At 54.4% G+C, this 22,316-nt stretch carries 16 protein-coding genes; 5 read left to right on the forward strand and 11 right to left on the reverse strand.

What is annotated here, in order from left to right:
• Window positions 1-87: 87 nt before the first annotated feature.
• The 8 genes from FF011L_RS22235 to FF011L_RS22270 all read right to left on the reverse strand — a co-directional run bounded on the left by FF011L_RS22235 (window position 88) and on the right by FF011L_RS22270 (window position 8,415).
• A complete protein-coding gene (locus FF011L_RS22235) occupies window positions 88-1,221 on the reverse strand; it encodes an ABC transporter permease (protein WP_145354167.1) in 1,134 nt (377 codons plus the stop codon).
• Window positions 1,218-1,907, reverse strand: coding sequence for an ABC transporter ATP-binding protein (locus FF011L_RS22240; protein WP_145354168.1), 690 nt, complete (start codon window positions 1,905-1,907; stop codon window positions 1,218-1,220). The genes FF011L_RS22235 and FF011L_RS22240 overlap by 4 nt, the downstream gene beginning before the upstream one ends.
• A 59-nt stretch (window positions 1,908-1,966) precedes the next feature.
• Window positions 1,967-3,517, reverse strand: a complete 1,551-nt coding sequence (locus tag FF011L_RS22245; protein ID WP_145354169.1) for an efflux RND transporter periplasmic adaptor subunit — start codon at window positions 3,515-3,517, stop codon at window positions 1,967-1,969.
• 35 nt (window positions 3,518-3,552) lie between these two features.
• On the reverse strand, window positions 3,553-4,068 hold the full coding sequence (locus tag FF011L_RS22250; RefSeq protein ID WP_145354170.1) for a hypothetical protein: 516 nt from the start codon (window positions 4,066-4,068) through the stop codon (window positions 3,553-3,555).
• A gap of 37 nt (window positions 4,069-4,105) precedes the next feature.
• Window positions 4,106-5,260, reverse strand: a complete 1,155-nt coding sequence (locus FF011L_RS22255; RefSeq protein ID WP_145354171.1) for an ABC transporter permease — start codon at window positions 5,258-5,260, stop codon at window positions 4,106-4,108.
• A 115-nt stretch (window positions 5,261-5,375) separates the two neighbouring features.
• Window positions 5,376-5,777, reverse strand: coding sequence for a hypothetical protein (locus FF011L_RS22260; protein ID WP_145354172.1), 402 nt, complete (start codon window positions 5,775-5,777; stop codon window positions 5,376-5,378).
• 135 nt (window positions 5,778-5,912) lie between these two features.
• Complete coding sequence (locus FF011L_RS22265) at window positions 5,913-7,322, reverse strand: sulfatase (RefSeq protein WP_145355786.1); 1,410 nt, start codon at window positions 7,320-7,322, stop codon at window positions 5,913-5,915.
• Between the two features lie 145 nt (window positions 7,323-7,467).
• Window positions 7,468-8,415, reverse strand: coding sequence for a beta-propeller domain-containing protein (locus FF011L_RS22270; RefSeq protein WP_391560892.1), 948 nt, complete (start codon window positions 8,413-8,415; stop codon window positions 7,468-7,470).
• Between the two features lie 360 nt (window positions 8,416-8,775).
• Here FF011L_RS22270 and FF011L_RS22275 point away from each other — a divergent pair, with 360 nt between their 5' ends.
• The 3 genes from FF011L_RS22275 (at window position 8,776) to FF011L_RS22285 (ending at window position 14,469) form a co-directional block, all read left to right on the forward strand.
• Window positions 8,776-9,822 carry a ThuA domain-containing protein gene (locus FF011L_RS22275; RefSeq protein WP_145354173.1) on the forward strand — a complete coding sequence of 349 codons (1,047 nt, stop codon included), beginning with the start codon at window positions 8,776-8,778 and terminating at the stop codon, window positions 9,820-9,822.
• A 223-nt stretch (window positions 9,823-10,045) separates the two neighbouring features.
• Window positions 10,046-13,018, forward strand: a complete 2,973-nt coding sequence (locus tag FF011L_RS22280) for a PSD1 and planctomycete cytochrome C domain-containing protein (RefSeq protein WP_145354174.1) — start codon at window positions 10,046-10,048, stop codon at window positions 13,016-13,018.
• Window positions 13,019-13,023: 5 nt separating this feature from the next.
• On the forward strand, window positions 13,024-14,469 hold the full coding sequence (locus tag FF011L_RS22285) for a DUF1501 domain-containing protein (protein ID WP_145354175.1): 1,446 nt from the start codon (window positions 13,024-13,026) through the stop codon (window positions 14,467-14,469).
• Window positions 14,470-14,697: 228 nt separating this feature from the next.
• Here the strand turns inward: FF011L_RS22285 and FF011L_RS22290 are convergent, their stop codons facing one another.
• Together FF011L_RS22290 and FF011L_RS22295 are read right to left on the reverse strand one after the other, a co-directional pair.
• Window positions 14,698-16,029 carry a DUF1552 domain-containing protein gene (locus tag FF011L_RS22290; protein ID WP_145354176.1) on the reverse strand — a complete coding sequence of 444 codons (1,332 nt, stop codon included), beginning with the start codon at window positions 16,027-16,029 and terminating at the stop codon, window positions 14,698-14,700.
• On the reverse strand, window positions 16,026-18,458 hold the full coding sequence (locus FF011L_RS22295; protein WP_145354177.1) for a DUF1592 domain-containing protein: 2,433 nt from the start codon (window positions 18,456-18,458) through the stop codon (window positions 16,026-16,028). Before FF011L_RS22295 ends, FF011L_RS22290 begins: the two co-directional genes overlap by 4 nt.
• A 366-nt stretch (window positions 18,459-18,824) precedes the next feature.
• Here FF011L_RS22295 and FF011L_RS22300 point away from each other — a divergent pair, with 366 nt between their 5' ends.
• Complete coding sequence (locus FF011L_RS22300; RefSeq protein ID WP_246109568.1) at window positions 18,825-19,835, forward strand: DUF1559 domain-containing protein; 1,011 nt, start codon at window positions 18,825-18,827, stop codon at window positions 19,833-19,835.
• 355 nt (window positions 19,836-20,190) lie between these two features.
• Window positions 20,191-20,649 (forward strand): carboxypeptidase-like regulatory domain-containing protein, encoded by a 459-nt coding sequence (locus FF011L_RS22305; protein WP_145354178.1) that lies wholly within the window; start codon window positions 20,191-20,193, stop codon window positions 20,647-20,649.
• Here FF011L_RS22305 and FF011L_RS22310 read toward each other — a convergent pair whose 3' ends face one another.
• Window positions 20,650-22,290 carry a transglutaminase-like domain-containing protein gene (locus FF011L_RS22310; RefSeq protein WP_218932810.1) on the reverse strand — a complete coding sequence of 547 codons (1,641 nt, stop codon included), beginning with the start codon at window positions 22,288-22,290 and terminating at the stop codon, window positions 20,650-20,652.
• Window positions 22,291-22,316 lie beyond the last annotated feature (26 nt).

The raw sequence follows: 22,316 nt of genomic DNA on the forward strand, positions 1-22,316 counted from the left end.
CTTCGGTTTTTGCCATTGATCTTTCTAAGCAGCCCTCCCTGAGGGCTTTCGCCCCGGCGGTCAAGAAAGCAAGTCGGGCACTGATTTTCAGGGTTGCCGCAATGAGGTCACGACCGGCGTCATTGCCGCCTGCAAACCAGGAGGCAACCCAGCAACGATCCCCACTAGCACCGAAACGAAAACACCGCTGACGGCCAATCCCAGTGAAGGACGAAACGCGATCATTGCCCCTTCGGCGCCGATTGCAAATCCCCCGACTGCTAACATCCACAGCGCCGCCATCGTTCCTAGCCCCCCTCCGATAAAACAGAGCACCGTGCTTTCCGTCAGCACAAGCCGCAGTGCTCCCAGCGGTCGCACGCCCAAGGTTTGCAGTACGGCATACTCTTTCATTCGATCTTGAACACTCATCACCGTGGTCATTGCAACAAGAGACAGCACCAATCCCACGCAGGCATACCCGAGGTAATGGGCGAACCCAATCAGGTCGACCAAATCGGATAACGTACTTGCCTGAAAGGCCCCTTTTCGTCGGGTTTTTGTCGCAACCGTCGAAGCTCGCAATTTTGAATCGATCTCCGCGGCAACTCGATCGGGGTCCGCATCTTTGGTTAACACGACTTCGTGCTGTGTCACCAACCCTGCAGCATCCAGTCCACGGGTGTACTGCAAGAAAGCGAGGCTGGTGTAAATCAAGTTTTCCTCTGCGGGAACGGACGACGCGAACACTCCCGCCACGTTGACGTTCAAATCTCCAATTGAAAAAGTATCACCGACGTGCAAGTTACGTCGCTGGGCCACGTTTTTTCCGACAATCGCTGCGTCGCGTCGCTCGGCGAAATCCGCCCAATTGCCAGCGGTCAATTCGATCGGCCGGAGCTTTTGAATTTGCTTGGGATCGGCACCATTAAAAACGACGATATCCAGGCTGGCCCGACAGTTATTGGTCCATACCTGAATCGGCATAACGTCCTGAACCCCCGCGATTTCAAGGATTTTTCGTTGGTAGTCTTCAGGCAATCGGCTTGTCGTCGGACAAAAGCGGTTTTCTTGAAAAACAATCAAACTTTGGTTTGCGTCCTCTCCGCTGGTCAAACGCCGCAGGCCTTCCTGCACCGACCCCACAAAGCAGAATACGAACATCGCCACCGCCGTTCCCGTTACCGTCAGCAGGGTCCGAGAGCGATGGCGCCACAAAGTCTTCAGGACATATTTCGTCATACCGCTTCACCCGCTTGTTCGTGAAAATGACCTCGATCCAACACCAACTGCCGAGTAGCAATCGAGGCGGCTTCGTGATCATGCGTGACCATTAACATGGTGATATTCAACTCACTATTCAGCCGTTGCAGCAACTCCAAAACTTGCTCACTGGTCTCAGAATCCAAGCTTCCTGTCGGCTCATCGGCGACCACGATCTGCGGGTGGGCAACAATTGCACGGGCGATCCCAACCCGCTGCTCTTGGCCTCCGGACAACTGCCGCGGGTAGTGTTCGGCTCGGTCTCGAAGGCCCACAACATCCAAAGCCAGTTCGACTCTTTTCCGTCGTTCGGAAGCCGACATTTTCAGCAGCAGTGTCGGCAATTCGACATTTTCATACGCGGTCAGAACCGGGATCAGATTGTGGGTCTGAAAGATGTACCCGAGATTCGCAGCACGCCAATCGGCAACCTTCCCTCGCGACAGACTGGTTACTTCGGTCCCGTTAACGACGATTCGTCCGGAATCGGGGCGATCGATTCCGCTGACCAGATTCAGCAAAGTACTCTTACCGGTACCGCTGGGCCCCATCAACGAAACGAACGCCCCCTCGGCAACTTCCAAATCAACATGATCCAAAGGGGTAATCACTTCCTCCCCCTTTTTAAAACTTTTGCAAACGTCGTGCAGTTCCACCAGTGCCATTGCATCCCTCGATTCTTGACGAGTGTGATCTCAAAGTTAAATCCCCCACTGCATCGTCGCTACTTAAATCCGAGTGCTCGATCTTCGCCGAGAACCGTCAAAGGCATTCCAGGCTTCAATCCATCGCGGCCTGAAACGATCAGTTTGTCCGTCAACCGCAACCCGCTAACCACTTCCATCAGTCCGTCCGCCCCCGTTTGACCGGATTCCACGGTGCGAAATGCCGCTTGGTCTTTTTCATCAACGACCCAGAAACCATTATCAGCATCCCTTGCTGCCAACAGCGATTCGGGAACAAACAAGCGTTCGATCTCTGCAGACCCTTGATCCCCACCGGGTGATTCAGGAGCGAGAAAAGTTGCCGTCACCAGCATTTCGGGGCGGACATTTTCCGGCGGTTCTAGCAATTCGACTTTCACTTCCAGTGTATTTTTTTGAACGCTTGCGGTACTGGTCACCTGCAACACCCGGCCCAGTATCACGGCTGCCGAAGAAGCTGTTTTGACTTCGACACCTTGACCTCGTGTCACCATCGGAACGTCCTCCAAACGGACATCTGCCCGCACCTGAAGACGATTGGGATCGTACATTTCAATCACCGTGCTGGAGTTTTGCCCCGCGTTCGCATCCATCCCCATGACCCTTGAACCAGGAGAGGCGATCAACCTTAGGACGCGGCCGTTCATGGGGGCTCGAACCACGCTTCGGTCCATCGCCAAATTAGCTTGCCGCAGCAGGAGCACCGATTCACGAAGCAGTGCGGCGCTGGTGCTGACTTTGGCTTCGGCCTCCTCCAACTGCCGTTTTTCTTCCACCAGCAGCGTCAACCGTTCTCGGGCGGCTTTTAGTTTGTTTTCCAATGCCTGAATTTCACGCTGCAGGTAAGGTTCCCGCTGCAGTAATTCATCACGAATCGCCTGCGCCGTTGCGTATGCGTTGGCAGCTTGCTGCACCAGCCTTCCCGCAATCGCACCCTCTGCATCACGGCGTCCCTCCCATGTTTTTTCGGCGTACTGCAAATCCCCTTCGGCGGCGGCAATCAAAAAAGGAAGCTTCGCCAATTCGGTTTTTGCTTTTGCCAACTGGCTTTCCGCGTCGGCAACATCCGCCTGCAAATGAGCTGGCCGATGCAGACGAATCTTGGCGGCGTCTCGTTCGGCTTTGGCTCGAGCCAATTCGCCTTCACGAATCGCTTTTTTGGCCTCCGCCTGTTCGACCGCTAATTCAGAATCGATCGAAATCAGCCGAGCAATCGGCTGATTTTTCTCGATCAGTTCTCCTTCGACGACCAATAATTCATCGATCACGCCCGGCGCCAACGCAGCAACACTGCTTGCAATCGGACGCGGTTCGATCCATCCGGGAGCTTGAAACAACGGGGTGCCCGTCTGTTGGACTTCGCCCCGTTTTACCAGCACCGGCAAAACCGTCACTTCCTGACGCGGCATCCACTGCTTTCCAGCGGCGGCCCCTAACAGAATCAAAAAACCAGCCAAAATCGCTAACGGTATCCCATACCGCAGCCCCCATTTCCGGCCCCGAGAAGGCGCCGAATCGGGGACCGTACGATCCAAGGCAAGTTGGCTAATATCGACTGAATTATCATTCATCAGTTAGTAACCGCGAGAGGTACAATCAGGAGGACTTAGATACTGGGACGAACAAAAACCTGCTTGGCCGACACCGTCAAATTCCCTAATTCATCACGCATAGCCGTTCCTTGAACGACCACCGTCGATAGCTCTTTGACATTCAGCAACTTGCGTGCGTCTTGTGACACAGGGGCTCCGGCTTCATCAACAACTTTGATCGTTGCAATGTTGTCTTTGACGGCCACAGTTTCGCAGCAATAATCCCACGGAGTGGCACAACCTTCATCGGCTGCACAGTAGGGAACCTTGGCATCGACGATGGTAAATGCAGCGATCCCATTGACGAAAGGTTCGGCGGAGCCACCGATCAGGCCAACCAAAGTCACCTCGTCATCATTTTCCGCAACCTTCCGCGCTTCCCCTACCGGCAGCGCACCTTCCGGCTCGGTCTGTACTAAATAGGCCGAATCACCGGCACCATCCGACGACTCCGAATCGGAAGCGACGTCCGAACGACCACAACCGACCATCACCAAAGACAAACCCAACAACGCGATAAACTTCTTCATTTTCAAACTCCAAAACAGTGAGGAAACAAACTAAAACTCAAACGGCTTTTAAACAAACGGCCACCTCCGCCTTTAGCGCTTTCAACGCTGGCGGCAGTGCCCCTAAAACTCCTAACGACAATCCGACACCGCACCCAATCAGCAGGGCCACGCTATCAATCCGTAACGTGAAGGCCCCCATCGTGAAGCGGATCGCCATGCCGTTTAACATCGTTAATGCGATAAAGCCCGCGATCAATGAACCGGCGGCCGACAAGAGGACTCCCTCTTGGATCAGGCTAAGCAAAATTGCCACACGGCGAAAACCAAGAGCTTGCAAGGTCGCAATTTCCCGGACTCGCCCGGCGACCGCGCCATACATCATGTTCAATCCAGTAAAGACACCGGCCCCGGAAACAAGCCATACCACAGTCCAGGCAAGCATTCGCACAGGGCGATAATGTTTTTGCAGCAGGCCGTAGTAAGCGGTTTCGCCAATCGCGCGCAGTTCCAAATCGATACGCTCTTTGCAGAACAGTTCGACTTCGCCCGAAGACCTTCCAGGCTGCAATAGCAGCGCTACCATGCTTAGGTCTTGTCGTTTTGTGGCGGTCTGAAAATCACTAAGCCGGCACCATATCTCGGACTCAAACGCAGCTCCTCCGGCGGCAAATCGACCACTAATCGGCCAACTTTCTCCCTCAAAATCGATCACTTTCCCGACAGCCAACGACTCGGATTCAACACCAAGTTTCGCGGCGGCCAAGCGGCCGACTAAGACCTCTCCAGCCGCTGGCCATTCGCCTTCAAAAACGTTTACGGAACGCCGCACCAACGGGGCTGCGGTGGTCACTCCACGGACCAATCCCAATCCGCCCTTACCTCCTGCTTCGCGAACACGCGTTCCTAGATACAACTCCGGAGAAACGTGTTGGATGCCGTAGCGTGCCTGCGCCCCATCAAAACTAGCTGTCAGCAAACCTGGTATCTGAGCGGCAATGGATGAATTCTCTACGTTCTCTTCCGAGTTCACCGAATAGACCAACACAACCGCATCGTCGCCACTAACGGCCAACGAACGTTCCAGTCCACGAATGAACCCCACGACAACGAAGACCAACGTGATCACCGTCGCCAATGCGATCAGAGTTAAGGCAGTTCGTATTGGCCGTCGGGCCAAATTGCGAACGCCATACTCCCAAGGTAGAAGCATGCTGAGGATCCGATAGAAAGAGCAAATATCCGTGCAGCGTCAAAGAGCCGAGACTCTACGAAACACTTACGCGTGATAGAAAACGAAAGAGGGAAAAGATTTCCGTTTCGCTTGCTCAAATCAGCAAAGACTGATGCGCAATACAGACGTCCCTGCCGCAATTGGGTTGCCAACTACGCGGGGGACCGACGGTGACATTCACTCGCTGCAGCAGTTGTTCCACAATCGGAAGGCTGACATTCAGCGGAATATCTAAAGAAAGAAGATCAAGCGTCCCAATGTCGATCGTTTCATCCGACGCCAACGCTCCATGGCAAATGCATTGCCCACAATCACAGCCAGAATCCGAATCGGAGGACGGATCCTCCGGGCTTTGACTACCTTCGCACGCATCGCAACAGGAAACCTGCAGCCCCTGATCCAATTCGCGACTCTGCCCACATCCATGGGTAAGACAACGCGTTGGGCATGCTAGCAAGCACGCGATCAAGCAAAGATGGATAGAAAGTCGGAACATACAAATACGATACCTTAGAAATCTCGTTAGGCCAAGAGTTCTTTTTGATTTGCAGCAAGGCCCGAGGTGAGAGCACAACGCTCGGGAGACACGCTTGCGGCTTCCAGTTCACCCGACAATCGCAAAAAGTATTATCTAAGGCCGCCATGGTTCCGGACTGCCCGGTTTCTTTTGCAGGAATTTGGCATCGACGGTCTTGTACCATGCATGCAACCGTTCTCGCATCTCCTGGACTCGTTCAGGGTGCCGCGAAGCGATGTCGTTCTGTTCACCGACATCTTCCCTCAGATTATATAATTGAACGCTTCCATCCTCGTAGCGTTCAATCAGCTTCCAATCCCCTTCGCGAATGGCTCCTGCGGGGATTCCACCTTGGTTGCTGTAATGCGGATAGTGCCAGAAGAGTGCGGTCCGGTCGAGAGAACCGCCCTTTAGGACGGGCAATAAATCCCGCCCATCAATGGGATGCTGGACCAGAACTCCGGCCGCAGCAGCAACGGTGGGAAACAGGTCAATCGAGCAGATTGGTTCATCGCAAACGGATCCCGCCGTGGTGATTCCGGGATAGCGGATGATCCATGGCTCCCGAATCCCCCCTTCATAAACCCAGCCTTTCCCGCCTCGAAGCGGCAGGTTACTGGTTGGTGAACCTTCACTAGTGGAAAGCCCACCATTGTCGGACGTAAAGATTACGATGGTGTTATCCTCGACCCCTGAAGTTTTCAACTGCTGAAGGACTTTGCCTACAGCTTCATCCATGGCTTCCACCATCGCAGCGTAAACAGCATGTTTCTGTAGAACGCGAACCCTACGCGGTTTGTCTCCGAAGATCTGCTCTTCATCGCCAAACTCTTCCCCCGCGATACTTGCTGCCTTCGCTTTATATTTTTCGACCAAATCGGGACGCCCCATCAATGGCGTGTGGACCGAATAGAAAGAGAGGTACGCAAAGAACGGCTGATCTTTGTTATCGGCAATGAACTTCGCCGTGTCACGAGCCAAACGATCTGGCAGATGATCTCCGGCAGGACTTTCAACTGCCATCTGCGGATTTTCAAAAGGGGCAAAGTAGCGTTTCCCCGTGTAGGGACCGCCGATTCGGTGCCCACCGATGTTCACATCGAAACCGCGATTCTGAGGATAGTACTCCTCCGATTCACCCAGATGCCACTTGCCTGCGAAAAAAGTCGCATACCCTTTCGACTTGACCGCCTGAGCGATCGTCGTCTCTTTCAGCGGCATGTGATCATTTAGCGGCGCCGGAGCAAACTTCCCTCCACGTTTACCGGAAAAGAAGTTCGTCGCGTCAACACGCGTGGGGTACTTGCCCGTCATCAAACTGTAACGAGTTGGCGAACAAACAGGATTCGCAGCATAACCATCGGTGAACCGAACCCCCGATTTCGCCAACGCGTCAACATTGGGAGTTTCGTAAAAACAGTTTTCATTATTTGCGCCGATGTCCATGTAACCTAAATCATCGACAAGAAAGACAACCACATTTGGCGGGCGTGTTTCCTCCGCAGCGGTCGCGTCCTGGCTCATCACATTCGCCACGCCCAAACAGGCAAGCACCAAAGACCAGACAGGTCCGCGCCAAACAGTGATCTCGAAGGATTGAAATTTCATGATTTAAAGGAGCACAATGAGAACGATAAATTTCAGCAACACGACAATGACAAATCGACCTCTACTTCAAAGGCGGAGCGGCCAGGGGAACACCGTTGGTATCCAGGATTTGGAAATGATGGATGCCATGTTTCAGTCCATCGGTATAGGTCCAAACCACTTCTTTGTCACGATTGACTTCGATCAGCTTGGGAGCGTCCGCATCTTTCCGACCGCCTGCGTACGAGGTGATGACAACATTGCCGTTCGGTAGTACCTGCCCACCGCAAGGGTCTTGAAGCCAGGCCCCCGGCAGGTCTTCATTCAGCAGTTGCCAGACGCTGTTCCCGTCTGCATCAAAATCAACGACACGATTTCCGTTGGTACAGCAGACGAGGGTATTCCCTTCGCCGTGGCGGATTGCCGTGAACGGCCACGAATGAATGGAGTGTTTCGTGTCCCCTTCGGCCGTTGTGTCGATACTGCTAAGGACCTTTCCGTCACGACCATAATGCCGCACTGCAAAATCGAGCAGATGCGGAACCAAGAAACTTCCATCGTCTAACTTACGAGCCATTCGCGTCTGCATATGAAAGTTCTGCAGTTGGCAGTCGAGCGGAAATTGGACGAGGATATCGCCGTACCGGTCCACTTCCAACAACCTTGGTTTTTCCCCCGACTCCGTGATGACGTAGGTTCCCAATCCCGTTGGCTGAGCCGAATTGACCTCGGCTTGAGTCCCTTTCCAAATCAAAGTCTCTCCTGCGGAGCTAACCTCAATAACAGCCCCTCCCGGGTATCGCTTTCCTTTGCTCAGGGTCAGCACAATATTGCCACCGGGCAAAACGTAGCCGTCCCGAGTTGAATGCGGATAGCTCCAGGTCCGCTCCCCTTGCCCGTCGACGATGTAGGTTTCCTGCCCGCATGCCAAGAAACCGTGCGTCGTCTCCTCGGCTTGCACCGATCCAAAATGCAACAGCATTCCGACAACGGCAACCGACAGGAATTTCAATTGATTCGAGTGTTTCATTGTCTAGTTTTTATTTGATGAGGACCGCCTGCAGATCCATGCTGAACCTACTCATTCCCGAACGGGCCACTTCATTGTACTTGGTCGACGGCTGCCCTACGCCCTCCCCCGCCGATCGAAGAAACCGATCATTCATCGCTGACCGGAATCCAGGAAAACACCAAAGAGCCCCCCAAATTGCTTCGAACGGGCCGCGTGGGTCGGCTACAATATTTTACTGCTCCCTCGGAAAGCCAAGGTCTCAAAAAACGAGCTTGCAATGAGTGATCGCTTCACTCGTCAATGAATTCATCGCGACAGGCAAAACCTCCTACTTTTCATGCGAACGCTCCCAACTTCTCCAACTCGGTAAAGATCAACATGAAATACCTCCTACTAGCACTTTTTTCGTTCTCCGGATTACTTGCGAACGCGGACTCTTTGGTATTCGAAGGGGAAGCCGGTCCTGGCAAGGGAAAGCACATTGTTTTCATCGCCGGGGATCACGAATACCGCTCGGAGGAATCGCTTCCCGCGTTGGCTCGCATCATGGCAAAACACCATGGTTTCAAATGTACGGTCTTATTTAACATCGACCCCCAAACCGGCCAGATCGTTGCTGGAACGCCTTCGAACATCCCTGGCATGGAAGCCCTAGAGACGGCCGATCTAGCGGTCGTTTTTCTGCGTTTCCAAAACTTGCCAGCTGAACAGATGCAACACTTTGTCGACTATCTAAATCGTGGCGGTCCGGTCGTCGGCATGCGGACCTCCACCCATGCCTTTCAAATCCCTGCAGAGCAACCGTTCGCAAAGTACTCGTTCCAAAGCGATGCCGATGATTACGAACTTGGATTCGGACATCAGGTTTTAGGACAGACCTGGGTCGGTCACTATGGCCGCAACCACAAACAGAGTACACGGATCACCCCGATTGAAGCGAAGAAGTCACACCCAATTCTGAGTGGTGTTCAAGACGTTTGGGTTCAGGCAGGAGCCTACGTTGGCAAACCAATCGACGGAGACATCCTTACGATGGCACAGCCACTTGAGGGGATGACCCCCGATTCGCCAGTCGTCGAATCGCTACCGCCTCAGCCTTCGGAGTGGACTCGAACCTACGAAGCCCCCAACGGCAAACAAGGTCGCGTCTTTACATCGCTGTACGGGACTCCAGAGGATTTAACAAACGATGGCTACCGTCGTCTGATGGTAAACGGAATCCTTTGGGCAAGCGGCCTGGAAAAAGCAATCACCCCCGACCTTGATATTTCCCTGGTTGGCCCATTCCAACCAAACACCTATGGCAACCAAACGCATGCACTTGGGATCAAACCCGAAATGTATGAAGGGTACGAAAGTCCCATCCCTGCCAACAACAACGTGAATCAACCGGGCAAAAAGAAGAAAAAGGCGACTGCGGAGTAAGTAAGGGTTCACCAATCGTAGCTGCCGTCGCCAGACGGTCGAGCCCTGCATTGCCCACGCTCTGACGAGCGTAGCGACGCCTGATGGGGGATCGGCTTATGGGGGGGCCGCCTGGGAGCATCTCAAACCAAGGCAAGATATAGGCCTCTGTGTTAAGATGAACTAACCGGCCTTTCGTGCTTTTTCTTCCCCTGCATCCTTCACCGGCCCCGCCACCAAATTAATGAAGCTACATCACATTCCTTTTATCGTTGGACTGTCTTGCTTCCTAATCGGGTGTTTTGCATGGGAAGCCTTGCCTGCGGCCGATTTACAGGCAGAGGAACCGCTTCAGTACAACCGTGATATCCGCCCGATTCTCTCGGGCCGCTGCTTCGCCTGCCACGGCCCCGATGAAGAGTCCCGGGAAGCCGATTTGCGACTTGACGATCGAGAGGAAGCGATCGATTTCGGAGCCATTGCACCGGGATCTCCTGACGATTCGCTCCTGCTGGAACGGATTGTTTCGACAGACCCCGATTTGGTCATGCCTCCCCCCCACGCTGACATGCCTCTGTCCGCCACCGAACAGGCCACTTTACGACGCTGGATCGAAACGGGTGCTGAATACCAACAACACTGGGCTTTTGAACCGATCCAGCGGTTCCCGATTCCCGAGGTCGCAGATCCGGGTTGGTGTCGCACCCCGGTCGATCGGTTCATTTTACAGGCCCTTGAGAAACGAAAAATTGCGCCCTCTCCGGCCGCCAACCGAATCACCTTGATCCGGCGACTGTATCTGGACTTGATCGGCCTGCTTCCCACCGCAGACCAGGTCGACGCGTTCGTCAACGATCAATCCCCCGATGCCTATGATCGACTGGTTGATGAGTTGTTGGAATCACCCCACTTCGGAGAGCGTTGGGGGCGTCATTGGTTGGACCAAGCAAGGTACGCCGACTCCAACGGCTACACGTTTGACACCGAGCGACAAATGTGGCCCTACCGTGATTGGGTCATCGATGCACTCAACCGCGACATGCCTTTTGACCAATTCACGATTGAACAGCTGGCGGGCGACCTTCTTCCCGACGCCACGATTTCACAACGAATCGCAACGGGCTTTCATCGCAACACCCTGATCAACCAGGAAGGGGGAACCGACGATGAACAATTCCGCGTCGAATCGGTCATCGACCGAACCAATACGACGGGAACGGTTTGGTTGGGAATGACGGTCGGTTGTGCGCAGTGCCACACTCACAAATTTGATCCGATCACCCAGGAAGACTACTTCGCTTTATATGCCTACTTCAACAGCACGGTCGACAAAAACAACGTCGGGCCACAGGTCTTGCTGAAGTCTGCTGCCTCGGAGCAATTGAACGAATTAAAAGCAAAGTTAACCGCATTAAAAACGGAGCAGGAAAAGAGCCGCCTTGAGCAGACGCCCGCAGAATCCGTCTCCTGGACGCAGCTGAACTTTGCTTCCTTTCAATCGGAATCGGACGCCAAAGCGGACGCACTGGACGACGGATCGCTACTGGTCAGCGGAACCAATGCAACCTTTGACGACTACATTGTTGAATACGAAATTTCGCCTCAGAGTATCGCTGCCCTACAGCTGGACGTGCTGCCCCATCCGTCCCTACCCCTCGGAGGTCCGGGCCGTGCAAGCAACGGCAATTTTGTTTTAGGAGAAGTCGAACTTTACGATGCGGCGGGCAAGAGGATTCCTTTGCATCCAACCGCGATTGCAGATTACTCACAACCAGGGCATGACATCTCTCGCACCGTCGATGGCAACGTGAAGACCGGCTGGGCGATCAATACCAACAGCAAAGGAAACGTTGCTCATTGGGCTCAGTTCATCCTCAGTGAACCTCTGGTTGCGTCCGAAGCGACCCGTTTGCGGCTGACGTTGCGATTTTGGCAGGGGACGCGTCCTTACAACCTGGGGCGTTTCCAGCTCTCGGCATCGCCAATCGCTCCCCCGGTCCCCGATGCGGCACTACAAGCATCGATCGACACGATCACCAAGCAAATCAAGACGCTGGAAGGGCGACGCGTCCGGTCGATGGTGATGCAAGAATTACCCGAACCTCGCGAGAGCCACCTATTTGTTCGCGGCGATTTTCTGCGTCCCGGCGATCCGGTGGTTCCCCATCCCCCTTCGGTCCTCCCTGCCCAGTTCCCTTCCAACCCCGTGCAGGGAACCGACGACAGCAAGGAATCGAATTTGAAGCAACCGAGTTCGGATGCGGCTTTGAAAGACCGTCTGGATCTGGCGAACTGGATCGTTGATCCGGCAAATCCGCTTCCTGCACGAGTCACAATCAATCGAATCTGGGGGCGATACTTTGGCCGCGGCATTGTTGAAACCACCGAAGACTTTGGCTCGCAGGGAACCCCGCCAACGCACCCGGAACTTCTTGACTGGCTGGCTGTGCAGTGGATCGAAAGTGGTTGGTCGCTAAAAGCACTCCATCGCCAGATCGTCACTTCGGCGGTCTACATGCAGTCCTCCAACAGCAGGCCCGACTTAGCCGCCGCCGGAGACCCACAGAACAAGTGGCTTGGCCGTCAGAATCGGATCCGTGTGGATGCTGAAATTGTTCGCGATTTAGCGTTAAGCGCCTCAGGACAAATCACGCGTCCCATCGGAGGCCCATCGGTCTATCCTCCGCAACCCGAAGGGGTCTATGCGTTCACTCAGAAAAAGAAGAACTGGAAGACCAGCGTTGGCACCGATCGATTCCGGCGGACGATGTATACCTTCTTTTACCGCAGTTCCCCTCATCCATTACTGACCGCATTTGATACGCCTCGGTTTAATGTCACCTGCACACGACGAGGTCGCTCGAACACTCCACTTCAATCTCTGATGGTCGCCAACGATGCTGGCATCTTTGAACTTGCCCAACACTTAGCGACGGTCGTTTGCGAAGCGTCCGATGATCCCGACCAGCGGATCACCGACCTGTTTCGTCGCTGCCTTAGTCGCTTCCCCAGCCAAGAGGAACGAGACTTCCTGGCAGGATTTGCAGAGAGCCAAGAAGCGATCTTCGCAGAACAATTCGCGAGCGAATCCGATTCGGCTGATTCGACTTCGAAAAACGCGAACCATCAAGAATCATCACTTAAACCCAATCGAGCCGCCTGGATTGCTACGGCTCGGCTGATCATCAATTTAGACGAATTCATTACAAGGGAGTAACTTCGATGACTCCAGAAAACGACTTCGACCGTCAAGCCACCCGCCGGCATCTCTTTCGAGACTGTGGGATTGGTCTTGGATCGATTGCGTTAGGCGGTTTACTGCACCGCGATGCAATCGGTGCAACTCCGCTGGCAACCAGCCACGGATCGCTGGGAGTCCTTCACCACCCGCCCAAAGCGAAGAACGTTATCTTCCTTTTCATGGCAGGCGGTCCCAGCCAATTTGAAATGTTTTCGAACAAGCCGAAACTGACGGAATACACCGGCAAATCGACTCCTAAGGAATTCATCGAAGGAAAGCGTTTTTCGTTCCTCGGTCCCGAAGCAAAACTGCTGGGCAATACTCGCAAATTCCAACGCTCCGGCGAGAGCGGGATTGAACTTAGCGAACTGCTGCCCTACCACCGTGAAATCGCCGACAAACTGTGCTTCATCCACAGCATGCATACCGACGTCTTCAATCACGGGCCGGCAAAGATTTTCATGAATTCGGGATCCCCTCAGCCGGGACGCCCCTGCATGGGTTCTTGGATTCATTACGGAATTGGCAGCGAATGCGACAACCTGCCAGGCTTTGTCGTCTTGCAGTCGGGACCTCGAGGCCCACGCGGCGGCGGGGCCCTGTGGTCAAGCGGCTTCCTCCCTTCACGTCATCAAGGGGTCCCCTTCCGAAACACCGGCGACCCGATCGTTAACCTTGCCAGCCCCGCACATTTTGATGGGCCGCAGGGCCGAGCCTTCTATGATGCGGTCGGTGCAATGAACCGGAAAAGAATGGCAGCGACCGGTGACCCGGAAATCGAAACACGGATCGCCGCTTACGAGATGGCCTATCGGATGCAATCAAGTGCTCCCGATCTAATGAACATCCAAGACGAATCGCAGGAGACCCTCGATCTATACGGTGTCAAACAAGGGACTCCTTCGTTTGCGAACAACTGCTTATTGGCACGCCGCATGGTCGAACGGGGCGTCCGCTTTATTCAGCTGTACCATACGGACTGGGATCACCATGGCGGACCGGGGCAAACCTTAGGCAAAGACCTAGAACTGTGCTGCAAGCAGACCGACCAAGCCTCGGCGGCTTTAATCAAGGACCTCGAACAACGCGGACTGCTTGACGAAACGCTGGTTCTTTGGAGCGGCGAATTTGGCCGGACACCGATGGGAGAAACCCGAGATAATAAAGTCGGCGGACGCGACCACTTTATCGATGCCTTTACGTTATGGATGGCAGGCGGCGGGATTCGCCCCGGGATGCAATATGGGCAGACGGACGAAATGGGATTCTCGATCACCGAAAACCCTGTCCACGTACGTGACCTGCACGCCACAATCCTCCATCAACTGGGGATCGACCACAAACGCTTCAGCGTCAAATTCCAAGGGCTTAACATGAAGCTAACCGGCGTCGAAGAAGCTCACGTCGTCCACGACATTTTGGCTTAAAAACGGTTTCCGGCCTGTCGACGTCTGGCGCGCGTGCTTGCCGTCGCTGCCGTCGCCAGACGGTGGTTCCTGCTGCATTCTTGTCACAACAGCACTCGTTGCGGCGACGCTCCAAGCCCGCAGGCTTGCGAAAGCAGTTCCGTTTCCGGTCTTGCCCCGGCGGGCTAGTAACTGGCAGCTACCAACTTGTGCGATCGAGATGCGATTCTCCGCCAGCCCCGAATCGCCTTAAGCCAAAACCAGGGGTCCGCCTCCGCAGAAGTCAGGGTTTCCGAAGCTTTCCACGTGGTGTCCGAAACCGTGGGCCAACGACATCAGCAAACGGTTATGAGCCACTCGTTCGTATTTCAGCGACCGGCCCATTTTGAAATTACTGCCTCCCCCGACCAACACGAACGGGATGTCGTTGTGGGTATGCGTGTTGCCTTTGCCTAATTCGTTCGTCCAAACGATCAGCGTGTTGTCCAGCATATTGCCGTTGCCATCGGCTTCTGGAGTTTCCTGCAAGCGTTTGGCCAGATACGCGATCTGTTCGCAGTACCACTTGTTGATCTGAGTCAGTTGATCGGCGGCTTCGGTATTGCTGTCGGGTTCGTGGGATAACCCATGATGCCCCTTATCGATCCCCAACCATCGCATTCTCGCCTGGCCAACCGAATTGGTCATCTGCAGCGAACCGACTCGAGCGAAATCGGCGATGAAGCTGTTAACCATCAAATCGATTTGCATCTTGGTGATGCGTGGCATGTTGTCGTTATCCTGAGTCACTCCAGGTTCCAATTCAGGAACGGCATGCCCTTCCGCTCCATTGCTCACATCCGCAGCCCGCAGCTGCAATTCCATTTCCCGCACCAGCGTCGTGTGTTCCTCCAACATTCGGCGATCTTGCTTGCTGATCGCTTTGGCCATTTTGCGCAGATCTTCCTGCACATCATCGAGGATACTGACCAAGCTCTCTCGGTCCTTCATCTGCCCGTACAACTTGGAAAACATTTGATACGGATCGTCGATCGGTGAAACCGGTTTATTCGCGTCTCCATAGACCATGCGAGTCCATGTATCGGCTCGATCGGGAACCATGACGCCAAATTCAAGCGATCCAAACCGAGTCCGCGTTGCTTCCTCAGCCTGGAAGAAGTTCTTAATCTCCTGATCGATCGACAGCCCTTTGGCCCATCCTGCGGGCGTATCCGACCCGCCTTGGATATTGCCAGGAAAAAGCTCGATGCCGGTCAACAGGCAGCCAATACCGCGCATATGGCCGTCACCATCGCCACGGATCCGATTTGCCAGCCCATGCAGAAAGAGCGTCTGATCCTGGAAAGGGGCCAAAGGTGCGGTGCTTTCCTTCAGCGTAAAGGAATCGCCCTCTTCGTCTGGCCAGAAAGTCTTGGGGATCACTCCGTTGGGACTGAAGACGACGATCAATCGCTGCTTCCGACCCGCTGGCGATTCCGCAGCAAAGCTTGGCAGATTACAGAGGAAGGGGGCGGAGGCGGCTCCCAGGCCTAGTGTCCGCACAAACTCACGGCGACTGCGATGCGATTGAAGCAAATTCATGGCTTGGAAACCTCGCTTGAAGGACTTGGATCGGAGGGACTTGTCTTCGGTGCTGCGGCTGCAATTGCCACCGCGGAATCCGCGACCAAGTCTCGTATATGGTAGGAACTCTTTTGAAACCCTGAAACCAACTGTTCACGGACTTCAAGTGGAAACGCCTGAATCGGTTGTTTGGCAAGGTAGCGAAATAGCTGATCCGTAAATGCACCATGCGCCGAAGGGCTCTCGGCTAAAAATTCAGCTAAATCGACTGCGGTTTCCAGCGTGACCTTTTCACCACTGGATGTCAAATAGATTCCCGAAGCATCAATCGGACGCTCCAGCTCGACAGGACGAAATTGGCCAACGGCATCGAAGTGCTCAAACGAGAAACCGAGCGGGTTAATGATTCGATGGCAGACCATGCAGTCATCACTACTTGTTTGCAACGCGACACGCTGACGCGTGGTTAAATCGGGCTTGGAATCGGGTGGCAACGGTAATTCCGCCTGCGGAGGCGCTCGCAGCGTTCGCCCTAAGACGCTTCTTGCCACCAAAACGCCACGGTGAATGGGAGAACTTGAATCGGAATAAGCAAATCCAGCCATCACATAAGGGTGGGTCAGGGCGCCAGCTCGATAGTCGGGCTGAAACAGAATTCGCTGAAATTCGTCTTGCTTAACTTCCGGGACGCCGTAGTACTCCGCCATCCGGCGATTAAAGAACTGCTGGTTATTTAAAAGCAACCGCCGATAATCCGAATCCTTTTCCCAGACAATTTGATCTAAGAACAAATTCAGACTGGTCCTTAAATCCGAAACCAAAGGAGGCCCAAAATCAGCGTATCGTTCGCGATCCTTGGATAACCCGTGCATGGTATCCAACCCCAGCCAAGCATGCAGGAAACCTCGCAACTTCACCTGAGCACGAGGATCCTCAACCATTCGGATCGCTTGCCTATGAAGCTGTGTCGGATTTCCCAGACGCCCTTCTTTAGCTTGTTTCAAGAGCTCCTTATCTGGCAAAGAATCCCAAATGGCATAAGACAGTCTCGCAGCCCGATCGTAATCGTCGCCGTTCTCGGATCCCGGAAGGTGGTACAGGAACCTTGGCGATTTCAAAGTCATCAGCACGACCAACTTAACCGCCTGACCTGCATCCTCCGATTTCGCAAACGTATTCTCAATATAAAACTGATGAACGTCTTTCGCTAACGGACGACGAAACGCTCGTTCCGCGAACTGTTCACAGAACGCCTTTAGTTTTTCTTCTCGATTCTCGTCGGCTTGTTTACTGCCGGACAGCTCGTCCAAGTGGTCCACGACATAGGCTGCGGTTTCCAGAGCGGCATCCGTTGTTGCATCATCCCATTCTCGCGAAATCGCGTTTCCTCGCTCGTACCCTGTACTGCGGTCATCCGGCGGAAAGGAGGTCGTTACGACAAAAGTCTCGGGCGATTTCCAAGGAACTAAGGCACGATGGGGAATGACCTCACTGACATGGTTGGGCGGTGTCCAGCGAAGTGCTACGCGGGCCAATTTATCCCGCTTCGATCGGTAGTACTCCAAGCGAACGGAATAGCTGCGTCCAGCCAACAAATGAACCGTACCTCGATGCTCCGTCTGATCTCCGGATTGAACAACCGCGTCCACAATGGGATTCTGCAAGTCATTCACAAACAAACGAACCCCGTTCATCGAATCGACGACAAACTCGTACTCACCTGACTCGGAAGCCAAAACCGAACCGTCCCAAGCCATCGCAAACTCTTCGGCAGATAGCTTCGGGTCGGGGCTTCCCTCTCCAAAATCAAAATCGATTTTGTCATCGATACGGTCAAAGACACGATCGCGAAACCCCACCACTCGTGACTTGAAATAGGTTCCACGCAGACCATTCGTCGGTTCCTTGTCATCCTTAACCGCGTCCTCAGTCGCCGCCGATTCGTCCGCTGATGCCGGAGCTCGCCACGCATTGAGTTGCTGCTGCCAGATCTTGTCAGCGTCCTTCCGATTTCGAAAACTGCCAATCAAATCTGCAAGCGTGTTTTGATGTTGCCGGACGGTTAATCGACTCAACTCAACACGAGTCCGCATACGAACCGCAGCAGCTTGCCGGGGGTACAGGACATCGCGGAGGTATTTGGCGACCGCTTCGGCATCCTCGCCCGTGCATTCATCCGGAGCCCCTTCGGGCATTGTCTGCACAATGACGTCGGTCAGTTCGATATGCGAGCGTTCATCCAACAGCGGTTCGTCGTAGGCACCCTCCACCCCTTCACCGTGGACGCCATGACAATCCGCACATCGTTCCAGATAGATCCGTTCCCCCAGCGTAGGTTCCGCCGCCATAACACGGGTGTAATCAGCAGCGAACAGGCCTATCAAAACCGTTAGGCATGCAGACTGCAGCAGCAAATCACGGACGAACCGGAAGAATGACATCGGCATAAGGTGGGATAAAAGGCGAGGGATCAAGTAAATCGACCATCTTCATTATACAGTCCCCTACGCTCGAAGTAGCGAAGCATCTTGGAAGGCCCTTCTCGAAGAATGCCCCACTCGAATCAGAGTGGTCCAGCCAAGTATCGATCTCTCACGGAATCCAGCCTCCCTACTTGCAACCGCACCACCGCAGCCCCACACTAAAGGGTGGTGGCCGTCTACTACACTGATCTGTTGTCAACTAAACCAACTGCACCTTGAATCATCGCGTCGAAGCTCCCGGGCAAACGATGCCTGGTCGCGTCGTGATGAGCGACCTCCGCGCGTTCGAAATTGTTTTCGTTCAACTCTTCTTAGCTGGAGGTGCGTGGGATGGGAATTTACGGGGCAGATCGATTAGTTTTGGGGGCAAACAAGACCGGCCAATTGTTTCGGCGGATGGACCGGAGCCGTTCAAAGCCACGGCATGGCTTTACCCTTGTTGAATTACTGGTTGTCATCGCCGTCATCGGTATCTTGGTTGGATTGATGCTTCCGGCCGTCCAATCGGTCCGCGAAACCGCTCGACGGCTCAGCTGTTCCAACAACCTCAAACAACTGGGACTCTCTCTTCAGCTGTATCACGATTCGCATCTCAGATTCCCCTACGGTTGGGACACACGCGGGATGACGTGGAGCGGCCATATTTTGCCACAACTGGAGCAGAATCCGCTGTACGACAGTCTTCAGTTCCATGAAACGGGAGCCGGCAACTGGGCCTACAACGGGGGCCCCAACGAAACGGCCGCCGGGACGGTCATTGGCAGTCTTCGCTGCCCTAGCATGAACCTTCCGACGCACCTTTCGAACCACGGCATCCCCGAACGAGTCCCTGTCAGCTACCGCGGCAACGCAGGAAGCCTGGCCAGTTCCGACGATGCCAGCACCATCGTCCCTGGAACGCGATCCTTAGAACACCTGCAGCAAAACGGAATCTTCTACGGATGCAGTCAGGTGCGGTTGGGGGATGTTCGCGACGGAACCTCCCAAACATTCATGATCGGGGAATCATTCACCGACCCGTTTTTCTACAAAGACGGCCAAGCGATGGACTACTGGGCGATCGGATCACCGTCGATCGATCCATGTCGCTGCGACGGTGGCACCGGTGGTACCGAATTTTCAGAGGTCGTAGGAACCACCTTTGCACCGCTAAATGCTCGCCGAACGGCACCACAACTAACCGGCCGCCAATTGGAATTAGCGTTCGGCGGCTATCACCCCGAGGGTGCCTATCTAGTCTTCTGCGACGGAGCGGTTCATTTCCTGAACGATTCGATCGACGATGCAATCTATCGTTCGCTCAGTTCACGCAACGGAAACGAATCGATCCCAGGTTGGTAACCCCAATGCCACCGACATAGGCAATTTGCAAACCGCTCTCCTAGCGGAACGCCGCAAGCCGTCCGGCAAGCATCAACGCTCCTAGCAGAACGGCGCGAGCCGTCCGGCAGGCATCAACTCTCTTAGCGGAACGGCGCGAGCCGTCCGGCAGGTGCAGGGGTTTCCAGAACGATTGCCGGACGGCTTGCGCCGTTCCGCTAAGAAAAGATATTGATCTCAGACGCGAACCGTCTGATAGCGGCCCCTTTCACCCGCACCGATTCACCAAGCCACTTGCTCTGCCACGAAAACCACCTCCAACAAAACGCAACCGATAGCGTTCACCCTTTTCTTGCTGACTTTCAAAGGAAAAAACATGTCCCGCACTTCATTCCCCTTTGCACTAAGCATCCTTCTCCTACCCGCCTGCAGCGATCCCCTTGCTCCGGACTACGGGGCACTCGATTTACTGGACGTATCGGGAACCGTGCAGATGGACCGCGCCCCCTTGCCCGATGTCATGGTCACCTTCGAAGATCCGGTCACCGGCGCCTACTCTTATGGCACAACCGATTCTCGTGGCCGGTTCCGCCTGCAGTTCAACAGTGAAGTGCATGGGACGCTGCCTGGACGCAAACTTGTACGCATCCGCTCGGCCGGATCCGAGACGTCCGGTGAAGCGACCGCTGACGAGGAAGAGCAAGGTTCCTCCGCTTCGTTTACCACGTCCGAAACGGAACGAATCCCTTCCATTTACAATGAAAAATCAGAATGGTTCGTCATTGTTTCGGACGAAGAAACACACTTCGATTTGCAGTTAAAACCAGTGTTTTAGCTACTCAGAGGCTTCTAGAATTTCGATTTCAATCTGTCCCATCACACTTAAGATCGGCTGCAAACACTCGTATTCGTTGCCACTGGAAAGATCGGTCGTTACCAGTGCGATACGGCTTGCCGGAGCCGACGCGCCCAACGTTGCGTCCAACGCGATCCAGCCTTGATCAACATAGGCAATGTTCCACATGTGATACAGCATTGCCGGCCCATCGACCGTCTGGACATAGGTCAATCCTGCAACCACACGGGCTGGAATTCCTTGGCTCCGCAACATTGCGGCTAGCAGCACCGCATGTTCGGTGCAGTCCCCCGTTCTGTCCGCAGCGACCTGTGCCGCCGTCGAAAAGCCTCGCGAGTAATCCTTGTGCACAATATGTTGCTGCACCAAACGCGCCATCTTCTGAACTCCATCCGCAGTGTCTTTCGCCACGAACGGTTCAGCGCGATATTTCTGAAACGCTTGTTGCAAAAATGCCTCACACCGCGAGTCCTGAAAATCAATCAGAGAATTCGGTTCGATATCCGCGCTGGAAACATCGGGTAGCGTTGCTTCCCCATCCCATCCAGCGCTAACGGATACCCGCAACGCCTGACCGTCCGAGAGCGAGGAAACCCGCTGCCCTGCGGCCGCGGGAATGGCGAACATCGAATTCTGATCTGAGACGCCATTTGCGCGAACGTCAAAGTGAACCTCGGACACATGCAACGGATCTGCAAGCTGACCGGTTAGAGGAACCGCTGCGGCCAGCAAGAAATCCTTGTCCATCGAAATCTCGGCGGTCGCGGTCGCTTCATCGGTTTGGTAACTGGTCAATCGCAACGCGGGAGTCCACGACTTCACAATTTCCCCCGCTTCATTAACCCAGTAATCCGTCTTTATTTCAGTCCCCGGATCAATCGTCAATCGACAACGCACCTTCAACAACGGAGCCGAACTACCGTCCAGAAGGGAAACGGGTTCCAGTCCTTCGGCGACCAATTCGTACCGGCCCAGTTGGTAACTCACTGGCAGTAAAGCCTGCATGTGCCGTCGTTCACCAGGTTTTAACGGCTTCATCCTTAGTGAAAAGGGAACCGCTAACGGACCTTGATTCCCCTTTTCCCAATGAATTTGACGCTGTGTCGTCTGTCCACTGCGACGAATTTGCAACAGAAGCTGCCCTCCCTGCGGAGAAGCGGTGGTCACCGTTTCGGCCGCACCATTGCCAAGCGTTGAACTCAGTTCCAGCAGCCGGCCATCGCGATCCAGTGTGGTCTGCTGCAGAACGTGATGAGTCATTTTTGAACCACCACGTTGCAAAACCATTTGATCTTCCGCTCGGCAGACCCAGCCTCCATCCATTCCCGCCTGAACATCGACGTGGGAGTACCCAATCTTTTGCCCATCGACGGAATGAACTTCCCAGCGTTCCCATCCAACAAGCGATGCGGCTTGGTGATCCGTTTGCGGATCTGCGGCACCCGACACAACACCTTGCCCCGGAGCCGCTAAGTCAAGCTCCGGTGGCTGGCGTTCACAGCCGGAAAAACCTGCCAGCAGGAGCAGCACTCCGCAAAACGACGGGAGCGAGAGAAAACTTCGCACGACAGCTCTAGCGGACGAAGACCCGCTGAAGATCTGCAGCAAACGACGGTTCATCACGAGGGGCATCCTTGCAACCGAGC

The sequence above is a fragment of the Roseimaritima multifibrata genome (genome assembly GCF_007741495.1).
GTDB lineage: Bacteria > Planctomycetota > Planctomycetia > Pirellulales > Pirellulaceae > Roseimaritima > Roseimaritima multifibrata.

Excerpts from the sequence above, each read along its gene's own strand:
- FF011L_RS22295 (WP_145354177.1), bottom strand. The coding sequence starts at position 18,458 with ATGCCGATGTCATTCTTCCGGTTCGTCCGTGATTTGCTGCTGCAGTCT.
- FF011L_RS22260 (WP_145354172.1), bottom strand. The coding sequence starts at position 5,777 with ATGTTCCGACTTTCTATCCATCTTTGCTTGATCGCGTGCTTGCTAGCA.
- FF011L_RS22290 (WP_145354176.1), bottom strand. The coding sequence starts at position 16,029 with ATGAATTTGCTTCAATCGCATCGCAGTCGCCGTGAGTTTGTGCGGACA.
- FF011L_RS22265 (WP_145355786.1), bottom strand. The coding sequence starts at position 7,322 with ATGAGCCAGGACGCGACCGCTGCGGAGGAAACACGCCCGCCAAATGTG.
- FF011L_RS22270 (WP_391560892.1), bottom strand. The coding sequence starts at position 8,415 with ATGAAACACTCGAATCAATTGAAATTCCTGTCGGTTGCCGTTGTCGGA.
- FF011L_RS22275 (WP_145354173.1), top strand. The coding sequence starts at position 8,776 with ATGAAATACCTCCTACTAGCACTTTTTTCGTTCTCCGGATTACTTGCG.
- FF011L_RS22300 (WP_246109568.1), top strand. The coding sequence starts at position 18,825 with ATGGGAATTTACGGGGCAGATCGATTAGTTTTGGGGGCAAACAAGACC.
- FF011L_RS22305 (WP_145354178.1), top strand. The coding sequence starts at position 20,191 with ATGTCCCGCACTTCATTCCCCTTTGCACTAAGCATCCTTCTCCTACCC.
- FF011L_RS22240 (WP_145354168.1), bottom strand. The coding sequence starts at position 1,907 with ATGGCACTGGTGGAACTGCACGACGTTTGCAAAAGTTTTAAAAAGGGG.
- FF011L_RS22285 (WP_145354175.1), top strand. The coding sequence starts at position 13,024 with ATGACTCCAGAAAACGACTTCGACCGTCAAGCCACCCGCCGGCATCTC.
- FF011L_RS22280 (WP_145354174.1), top strand. The coding sequence starts at position 10,046 with ATGAAGCTACATCACATTCCTTTTATCGTTGGACTGTCTTGCTTCCTA.
- FF011L_RS22250 (WP_145354170.1), bottom strand. The coding sequence starts at position 4,068 with ATGAAGAAGTTTATCGCGTTGTTGGGTTTGTCTTTGGTGATGGTCGGT.
- FF011L_RS22310 (WP_218932810.1), bottom strand. The coding sequence starts at position 22,290 with ATGAACCGTCGTTTGCTGCAGATCTTCAGCGGGTCTTCGTCCGCTAGA.
- FF011L_RS22235 (WP_145354167.1), bottom strand. The coding sequence starts at position 1,221 with ATGACGAAATATGTCCTGAAGACTTTGTGGCGCCATCGCTCTCGGACC.
- FF011L_RS22255 (WP_145354171.1), bottom strand. The coding sequence starts at position 5,260 with ATGCTTCTACCTTGGGAGTATGGCGTTCGCAATTTGGCCCGACGGCCA.
- FF011L_RS22245 (WP_145354169.1), bottom strand. The coding sequence starts at position 3,517 with ATGAATGATAATTCAGTCGATATTAGCCAACTTGCCTTGGATCGTACG.